At 45.4% G+C, this 8,889-nt stretch carries 8 protein-coding genes; 4 read left to right on the top strand and 4 right to left on the bottom strand.

Annotation, left to right across the window (positions count from 1 at the left end; translation table 11 throughout):
- Nucleotides 1-438: 438 nt before the first annotated feature.
- From ACESLK_RS22410 to ACESLK_RS22395, 4 genes are all read right to left on the bottom strand, one after another.
- Entirely contained in the window at nucleotides 439-822 is a 384-nt protein-coding gene (locus tag ACESLK_RS22410; protein WP_373231940.1) for a hypothetical protein, read from the bottom strand.
- Between the two features lie 281 nt (nucleotides 823-1,103).
- Entirely contained in the window at nucleotides 1,104-1,529 is a 426-nt protein-coding gene (locus ACESLK_RS22405; RefSeq protein ID WP_373231939.1) for a VOC family protein, read from the bottom strand.
- Nucleotides 1,530-1,677: 148 nt separating this feature from the next.
- Nucleotides 1,678-2,103, bottom strand: coding sequence for an SRPBCC family protein (locus tag ACESLK_RS22400; protein ID WP_373231938.1), 426 nt, complete (start codon nucleotides 2,101-2,103; stop codon nucleotides 1,678-1,680).
- Between the two features lie 76 nt (nucleotides 2,104-2,179).
- Entirely contained in the window at nucleotides 2,180-3,157 is a 978-nt protein-coding gene (locus ACESLK_RS22395; protein ID WP_373231937.1) for a sigma-70 family RNA polymerase sigma factor, read from the bottom strand.
- Nucleotides 3,158-3,565: 408 nt separating this feature from the next.
- On the opposite strand from ACESLK_RS22395, the gene ACESLK_RS22390 reads away from it, so the two are divergent.
- From ACESLK_RS22390 to ACESLK_RS22375, 4 genes are all read left to right on the top strand, one after another.
- On the top strand, nucleotides 3,566-4,507 hold the full coding sequence (locus tag ACESLK_RS22390; protein WP_373231936.1) for an ABC transporter permease: 942 nt from the start codon (nucleotides 3,566-3,568) through the stop codon (nucleotides 4,505-4,507).
- A gap of 11 nt (nucleotides 4,508-4,518) precedes the next feature.
- The gene (locus tag ACESLK_RS22385; RefSeq protein WP_373231935.1) at nucleotides 4,519-5,397 is read left to right on the top strand and encodes a carbohydrate ABC transporter permease; all 879 of its coding nucleotides are present in this window, start codon (nucleotides 4,519-4,521) and stop codon (nucleotides 5,395-5,397) included.
- A gap of 87 nt (nucleotides 5,398-5,484) precedes the next feature.
- The gene (locus tag ACESLK_RS22380) at nucleotides 5,485-7,086 is read left to right on the top strand and encodes an extracellular solute-binding protein (protein ID WP_373231934.1); all 1,602 of its coding nucleotides are present in this window, start codon (nucleotides 5,485-5,487) and stop codon (nucleotides 7,084-7,086) included.
- A gap of 79 nt (nucleotides 7,087-7,165) precedes the next feature.
- The gene (locus ACESLK_RS22375; protein WP_373231933.1) at nucleotides 7,166-8,875 is read left to right on the top strand and encodes a cache domain-containing sensor histidine kinase; all 1,710 of its coding nucleotides are present in this window, start codon (nucleotides 7,166-7,168) and stop codon (nucleotides 8,873-8,875) included.
- Nucleotides 8,876-8,889 lie beyond the last annotated feature (14 nt).

Below are 8,889 nucleotides of genomic sequence, written 5' to 3'. Positions count from 1 at the left end.
TGTTATCGGGTATATTAGTCATTGAGTAGGGCTCCTTCTTGGTGGTGTCGCAATCCCGAGAATACCCTACTTTTTTGTTACCTGAAAAGGCTCCAAATCTTGGTACACAAACAATTTTACGTCATCTGATTTTTCGCATACATTTACAGAATCCGGGCACAAATCGTATTTTTTGTATGAAATTTCGTATAGAATCGACTGATTCGATGTGTGTGACGCTCATTTTTTATGATTTTCCGCATACATTTTGTGGTCTCCCGCAGATTACCGAAGTTATGAACTGTTAATCGACAGCCTCGAATCTGTACCTAGCGGGTAACCACAGAAGTAGAAAAGCAGCATTAGCAGTTATAAAAGAGGGTGCTGTCCTTGAAGCCATTGGCTTCAAGGACAGCACCCTCACTTCCGATAACATGATTATTCGATTGAACCGAATTTTTATGAGGCCACATCTCTTCGGGTAAACACCAGCCAAGCAGTCAGATTGAAAATGATAAAATGGACGGTAAGCACCATAATGGAGAATGAAAAAGTCATCCCTTCCTGGTACGGACGGCCGCTAAGATGCTGCGACAAATCGATGTTGGCGAACAACATGTATTTGCTCCACGCATAAGGCTGCAAGAGCTCCAGGAAGATGGCACCAGCAAACAAAACAAAGATGGAAAATCCAATAGCCATTGCACTGCTGCGGAATGCAGAGGAAATCATAAAGGCCATCGTAACGAAAATAATCGTGGATACACCGTTGAGCAAATACGTTTGCCAAAGGTTGGCGACCATGTTCCTCTCGACAATATGACCCTCAGCATCAACGTTCACTAGGGGCAAGTCCATAAACCCAAACGTATATAGCAATCCGTATAGTGCTGATTGATATTGTGATACGGTTCAGAGAATTTTGGGGTAAGCAATTAAGTCAAGATTTATCTGCTACTAAAAAAGTAAGCCCGCCAAATTGCAGCGGGCTTGTTATTAAAGTATTTTCATTCATAGGAGTACAGTGCCATATAAGCACCTGCTGGATCTTGGATAACGTTAGGGAACCCCTGTCAATATCAAAAAAGGAGTCGTCACCTCAGAGGGACGACTCCTTATTCATTCTATTCTTGTCCAATCTCCGTATAAATTTGGAACGTCACGCCGAATTTGTCCGTGACATCGCCGAATCCAGGGCTGAATGGTTCTTCTTTAAACGGCATATTGACTTGGCCGTCTTGCCGCAAGGCTTCATAAATTTTTCTGGAATGCTCGACATCATTCGTTGTGATACAAATGGTTACCCGTTTCCCGTTCCCAAGCGGCGAACCGATTGGCGTATCCGACAACATGAGCTCCGTGTCACCGACTTTTAACTTGGCGTGCGCCACATGACGCTTCAATTCGTCAGTGAATGTATTGGGCATGTCTGGCATTTCACCGTAAGTAATCATGGAGAGGATTTCTGCACCGATAACATCTACGTAGAACTGAATGGCTTCCTTCGCGCGTCCCTCTAAAGTGATATAAGGGGTAAGCTTAACCGACATTGATTGTTCCTCCTCGAATTGGGACCGATTTATTTTTGACTCATAGATATAGACGATCCAGCCGCCGTAAATTCATCGGTCTGTCGCAGCATTAGGATTGGCGCGCTATCCGTTTTAAGTAAAAGACGCCCGAGCGGGCGCCTTTGGCTCAGGCTTGTTCCGTATAGCGCTTGAAATTGTCCATAATGGCTTGCCAGCCCGCCTGTTGGAAGTCAACGGGGTGGATGCTTTCGGCGTCGAAAGTTTCCACGACCTTGGTCTCGTTGCCCTGACTCACGAAGATGATTTTGACCTTCCTCCCGTCCTCCATGGTGTACGAAATCTCCTCATGCAGTTTCACCGTGTCGTAAACGCCGCCAAAATCAAACCCCATACTGCCGTCCTTCGCTTCCATCCTGGTAAGGAATTTGCCGCCCACCCGCAGATCATTCTCCGCTTTTGGTGCGTGCCACTCCTCCGAAGCTTGATTCCAATTCATAATGTGAACCGGCTCGGTCCAACATTTCCATACCTTCTCGATTGGGGCTTGAACGATTGCCTCTACGGTTACTTTCGTTGTTTGATTTGTTTCCATGTTGATGGACACCTCTCTCATGATTTTCGTCTTTTTTTTGTTTCTCACTTATTAAGACGAAAGACACATGAGAAATTCATCGGTGTAATCGCGCAGGAAGCCCGAATCGGGAAAATAATTTTGTGTTGATGTAATTTTGGACGTGGTAGATCTGTCCATCTCGTACTTCGATCATGTGGATGCCCCAAGGAATTAAAGTATCATCCTCACCGCTTGGCACGTACTGCGCGAATGCAGGATACCCGCCATTAGCCGTTACCGGCACGAAACGGGACCCCTCACAATGCCAACGCGTAAGCGAGAAGAACTTGGACAGATTCTCCTTGCCGCGTATCCACATAGCGAATGGCGGCATCGACATACGTCCTTCCTCATGGAACAACGCGACCAGTGCGTCGAGATCGAATTGTTCGAAAGCTTCCACATACCGTGCTAACAGCTCCCGGTCCGGTTCAACACCGATCATCGAGAATTCGTCAGAACGAAGCTTCTCACGATCCAGTGTTTCTCTTGCCCTCTGCAGGGCGCTATTCACTGCTGCTGGCGACATGTCTAACGTCTCTGCAATCTGCTTGGAAGGCCATTCAAATACATCCTTCAGAATAAGCACCGCACGTTGACGGGGAGGCAAGGATTGCAGAAGCGTAATGAAACAGATCTGAAGCGTATCCCTGCGGACAATAATATCCTCCGGATTCTCCGAGAAATCCGGGGCTGGCCAGACCCAAGAAGAGTCCGGCAGCATTTCGCGGGGTTCGACGATGGATGCCGCCGGGTCGAAGTGATCAACGGGACGTATGCGGCGTTTGGCTTGTCTTAGCTTATCCAGGCATAGGTTGGATGCGATCCGATAGACCCATGTTCTGAAGGAGGAATCCTGCCTGAATGCTTTCAAACTCCGCCACACACGAATATAAGTTTCTTGAACGGCATCGTCTGCGTCGTCGATGGACCCTAGCATTCTATAACAAAAGGAAGTTAACTCCGGCTTGATGTTCTCGAATAACTGAAGCTCTACTGCAGTCTCATTCATTTTGGCCTCCTGCCTGTGCATCGTCCGAAGATCAATATTTTTTATTTTTGAAATATTAAACTCATCCACTCTATATTTTATATCACCTTCTCTTACTACAACAATATTTGTTACGCTATCTCTCACTAATGGACATCTATTGCTGTGTTTCATTGCCTCAATGCCTGCAATCAAACCTCAACAACAAATTTGGGTATTTAAGAGTGATTTGCACCCCTCCTATCAAGGGCTATAAAATGGCTCCCCGTGATGGGGAGTCATTTTCGTTTGCTATCTAATCGAGCTAGATCTGATTCCGTCCCTGTAACGGGATTTGTTATTCCAAAAAAGTCACAAAACCCATACTTCATGTAATCAGAGCAAAAGACGGCAGCAACCGGGATATGGAATACTTGTTGTACAAACAAATCGGAAGGAGGCTCGCCCTCGATGAAATCAGAGCCGTCAATACAACTCAGAAATAATCGGAATCTATGGACCAGGCTGCTCCGTCAGAAAGAACTTCAGCTGATGGTCCTTCCGGGAATTGCCCTTCTGATTCTATTTAAGATTGTTCCGATATACGGATTGCAGCTTGCCTTCAAGGAACTGTCGGTCACGAGCGGAATATGGCAAAGTCCCTGGGTAGGCCTTCAGCATTTCCGAGATTTCCTCGACTCACCTACGTTCACGAATGTTATGTACAACACGATTATGATCAGCTTCATGAAGATCGTACTGTTGACGCCGCTTCCGATTCTATTTGCCCTGCTGATGAATGAAATTCGATCTGCCCGATTGAAAACGGTGTTTCAGGGCATCTCCTATCTCCCTCATTTTCTTTCCTGGGTCATCGTCGGCGGATTAGTATTAACGATTCTGGGAAAAGACGACGGAACCTTGAACCAATTTTTAATGAGGTCAGGGTTAATAGAGGAACCGGTCTTCTTTATGGGAACAAATGAATATTTCTGGCCGATCCTGCTGATTACGGAAAATTGGAAAGAGATGGGCTGGGGGGCAATCATTTATTTGGCGGCCATTGCGGGGATCGACCCGGAAATCTATGAGGCTTCCAAGATCGATGGAGCAAGCCGATTCAAGCAAATCATCTATATTACTCTGCCTTCCATCATGACGACAATCATCATTCTGTTGATCCTTCGGGTTGGTTACGTGCTTGATGCCGGATTTGACCAAATTCTTGTGCTTCGAAACCCCGTTATTCAAGAGGTATCCAATATTATCGATATCCACGTCCTGGAGACTGGACTGCAAGAAGGAAGATACGGATATGCAACGGCAATTGGACTGTTCAAAAGCGTAATCGGATTCGCGATGGTTTGGGGATGCAATCGGATCGCCCGGAAATTCAATATGGGAATTTGGTAGGAGGGCTTAGGTTGAAAAAGTCATTTGGCGAACGATCGTTTGATGTATTCAATATAACCCTGATGATCTTGCTAAGCCTGACAACGTTATATCCTTTCATCAATACGGCTGCTATATCTTTCAGCGATGGATTGGACGCGCAGCGCGGGGGTATTTTCCTTTGGCCCAGAGTATTTTCCCTAAGCAGCTACGAGGTTGTGTTCAATGATGAGACAATCATTCAAGCTTATATGATAACTCTGGCCAGAACGGGCCTTGGACTAATAGCGACGGTTTTTTGTTCCGGAATATTTGCATACGGATTGTCGAAGAAAAACCTGATTGGACGAAACGGTTATTTGCTCATTTGCGTCTTTTCTATGATCTTCTATGGCGGGTTAATACCGACTTATTTGCTCTATAAGGAGCTTGGGCTCATTAGCCATTTCTTGGTATACATCATCCCCGGAATGATCAACGTCTGGTACATGATCCTTATGAAGACATTCTTCGAGCAATTGCCCAAGGAGCTGGAAGAGTCGGCGATCATTGATGGAAGCGGATACTTCAGCACGTTTTACCGCATTATTATTCCTGTATCGATGCCGATCATAGCGACGATTTGCATATTCGTGGGCGTGGATCAATGGAACTCCTGGTTCGACGCTTATATATTCAACAATAAGCAAAGTCTGCAGCCGATTCAAACCTATCTTTTCAAAATTATCGCTTTATCGCAGACGCCTGAAACGAGTGCGATTCAATCGCAATTAATGAACCGCTTAAAGGTTAACCAAATGACAATAAAGTCCGCGGCGGTCATGATTACCGCAGTTCCGATTTCACTTATCTACCTTATGTTTCAGAAGTACTTTACGAAAGGCCTGATGGTAGGTGCCGTCAAAGGCTAAGAAGCAATATTATTGTTTGTAAATCTTTGGTGATATCAGAGAGATTGCAAACATTAGTATAATAACGATAGGCGAGGTGCTATTATCATGAGTTGGGTCAAAAAAAGTCCAAAGTTTTTAATTATTCTTTCACTCGCAATGGCGGTGTCGGCATGCTCTGGCTCGAATTCAAGTTCGCCAAGCGGGGCGGCAAGCAACTCGTCCGAGAATTCGGCTCCATCTGAGAGCGGGAACGAAGTCGTAACGGTTCAGGCTTCCTGGATGTACGAGTGGTGGAAACCGAAAGAGTGGGGCATTGAGCCGGTAACGAAGAAATTAACGGAGAAAACGGGTGTTCAATTCCAATTTAACGGCATTTCCGGTGACGGGAACGAAAAGGCAAGCGTAATGCTGCTAGCAAAGGATTATCCCGAAGTCATGTGGATGGATAGAGGGCCTATTCTGGACAAGTACATTGCCGCCGGCGCATTATATTCGATCGATGAGCTCGCAGAGAAGTATGGATTCACTGAAATACTGAACAGTTATATCCCTCAGAGCGCGATCAACGCTTTGAAGAAGCCTGACGGCCATCTGTATGGCATACCTAACTGGTTTAATGAGAAGGGTGAATTCGCAGTCGGCGGCGCATTTAACATCCGCAACGACATTTACAGCCAACTCGGCTCTCCCGAGATCAAGACGATTGACGAATTCACGGATTTCTTGAGAAAAGTGAAAGAAAGCAAGCTGACGTATGATGGGAAAGCGATGTACCCCATCGGATTCCAAGGCATTACAGGAAACGTAGAGCGGCTTGCCAATCTATGGGGAAGCCAAAATATGAGCGGCCGTTATTACGATGAAAAAGAAGGTAAAGTGAAGTTCTACCTGAGGAATGAAACGGCGCTAAGCGCATTGAAATGGTTAAATACGTTGTACAAGGAGAAACTGCTCGATCCGGAGAACTTTACTTATAAATCCGAGCAATTCGATGAAGCGGCAGCTAAAGGCAAGTTTGCCATTATATTGGCCAACTTCTGGGATTTGTGGAAAGCAAGCGAGACTCTGAAGTTGTCTAACCCGGACGCCTATTATAAGGCCATTCCTCATCCAGCAGGTACAAGCGGCGTAGAGCCTAACGGAGACGGATACAATACGGCGGGTTGGAACGTTGCCGTCATTACCAAAAATGCGAAAGATCCTGAGAAAATCATGAGATTCTTCAACTATTATTTGAGCCCCGAAGGGCAAATCCTATCCTTCTATGGTATCGAGGGAGAAACGTGGGAGATGGTAGACGGCAATCCGATGCTGAAGCCCGGCGTTTACGATGAAATTAGGAAGGATGCGGAAGGCTACGGCAAGAAAACAGGCGTACGCTACCTGGATTTGAACCAATACCAGAAATACAATTGGGAGCGCGATGTTGAGTCCGAGGATCGCAAAGCGGACCGGGCGATCATCGATTCGGTTAATTTCGACGGCACGCAATTAAGTATATTGACGCTGGACGGCGAATCGAAAGAAGGAATCGCTTATGCGAACATCAATGCAAGCATGGAAAATGAGTTGACGAAAATTATTATGTCCGCTAATGAGAGCGAAGTAGAGTCCAAGTACAACGACCTCATCAAAAGGTTAGAAAAGCAAGGGCTTAATTCGATTGAGGATGCCTGGACGGCCATGTATAAAGAGAAGAATCCGTAAGTTCAACGGTTGAACAACAAATCTGTCCGGATGAATTCACCGGACAGATTTGTTTACATTGACGGCAGGATGTGCAGCGATGAGAAGAAAATATTCCTTGCAAATGAAGATGGTCACCGCTTTCTCGCTCATTATTGCACCTCTTATCGTTTTTTTATATTACATCACGCTGTATTCCATGGATGTCGTTCGGGTTCAGGTTGCGCAGTCCAATCAAAATCTTCTGTTCACCTATACGAAGCAAATGGACCAATCGATCTCCAATATAACAAGTTATCTGTATAAACAAATATTGAATGACACCGATCTTAAAACACTTGGCACATACGAATTCGGAAGCGAGTCCTATGATCTTTCGCAAGTGGCCACAATCAAGAAAATGAATCTGGAGCTGGCAAATCATCCAGTAGCGGGTGCATTATTTGCCTATCACAAGGATTCGGATAAATTTCTTGTCAGCTATCGGGATAGAGCAGTTTTTGAATCCTTAGATCGATTAAAGAAGTACATCGATTTCAATGAGTTCTCCACCCCGTGGATCGTGACCGCGCATGATGCGGATTTCGCGTTAACGAAGATAGTATCCTTTGATTCCAAGGTTTTCATTGGCGCATGGATCCCTCTGCGCAGCTTAACGGAAGTGATTCAGCCATTCCGCTTCGGAATGGAAGGTGACATCTTCCTCGTCTCAAGCGATGGAACGACGCTGACCCCCCACTCGTTGTCCGAAGCTGAATTGACACGATTGCGGCAGGCGCTTCCGGGAAACGTTCAGCCCTACAAAATCGTGGAAGATACCGGCGATGGCGGCGGCCGTCTGACCATGTGGAAGAAGCTCGAGAAAAGCGATCTGCAGCTCGTCATCTCCATCCCGGAGAAAGAGATTCTTCTCCAGCTTCCGTTCTATCAGAAAGCGATCTACATCATTCCGCTCGTGTGTCTCATTATTCTTGGCCTGTTTATCGTCATTATGAGAAAAATGCTGCTCGTGCCGATGAATCATTTGTTATCCGGGATGAGGAAAATGGTTCGCGGCGATCTTCAGGTTCAATTGAAAGAAAACCATTCCAGCGAGTTTTCATTTCTAATCCGGACATTTAATTACATGGTCGAGGAAATACGAGATTTGAAAATTAATATGTATGAGGAGCACATCAAGGTTCAAGAAGCGGAATTCAAGCATTTGCAAGCCCAGATTAACCCGCACTTTTATCTCAATACCTTAAATATTATTTATAATTCTGCCGTTCTTAACGATACGGAAACGGTCAAAACGATTTCTTTGCACTTAGCCGACTATTTTCGATTCCGTATTCGCACCAATCGGGAAGCAGTGAGCTTGCACGAAGAAATCGCATTTGTCGAAGGATATCTGACTATTCAAAAGTTAAGATTCATGGAAATGCTGAGTTATTCCATTGAGATCGATTCCGCGTTAACGGATTTCCTTATTCCGCCACTAACCTTACAGCCTTTTGTCGAGAACTGTATTATTCACGGGTTTAAAGGGGACATCGAACAGCTCCATATCCATATTCAAGCGAAACCGTTAGAGAGCGATCCGATGCACTATTTCGAAATCATCGTGACGGATAATGGGGCGGGCTTCTCTGAAGATCAGTTGGAGTCCTTAAATCAAATCAGCTATTTCACCGACTCAACCCATTCCCATATCGGCTTGTGGAACGTGTACCACCGTTTACAGATGATATTCAGCAACCGCGCATCGATTCATTTTCACAATGAAGAGCCGCAAGGTGCTGCCGTCAGAATGAAAATTCCTTTATAATATCGAACGAAATG

The organism is Cohnella sp., assembly GCF_041640265.1.
Classification (GTDB): Bacteria; Bacillota; Bacilli; order Paenibacillales; family Paenibacillaceae; genus Cohnella.
This window is presented reverse-complemented; position numbering and strand designations above follow the sequence as displayed.

Excerpts from the sequence above, each read along its gene's own strand:
- ACESLK_RS22400 (WP_373231938.1), bottom strand. The coding sequence starts at position 2,103 with ATGGAAACAAATCAAACAACGAAAGTAACCGTAGAGGCAATCGTTCAA.
- ACESLK_RS22395 (WP_373231937.1), bottom strand. The coding sequence starts at position 3,157 with ATGCACAGGCAGGAGGCCAAAATGAATGAGACTGCAGTAGAGCTTCAG.
- ACESLK_RS22380 (WP_373231934.1), top strand. The coding sequence starts at position 5,485 with ATGAGTTGGGTCAAAAAAAGTCCAAAGTTTTTAATTATTCTTTCACTC.
- ACESLK_RS22405 (WP_373231939.1), bottom strand. The coding sequence starts at position 1,529 with ATGTCGGTTAAGCTTACCCCTTATATCACTTTAGAGGGACGCGCGAAG.
- ACESLK_RS22375 (WP_373231933.1), top strand. The coding sequence starts at position 7,166 with ATGAGAAGAAAATATTCCTTGCAAATGAAGATGGTCACCGCTTTCTCG.
- ACESLK_RS22390 (WP_373231936.1), top strand. The coding sequence starts at position 3,566 with ATGAAATCAGAGCCGTCAATACAACTCAGAAATAATCGGAATCTATGG.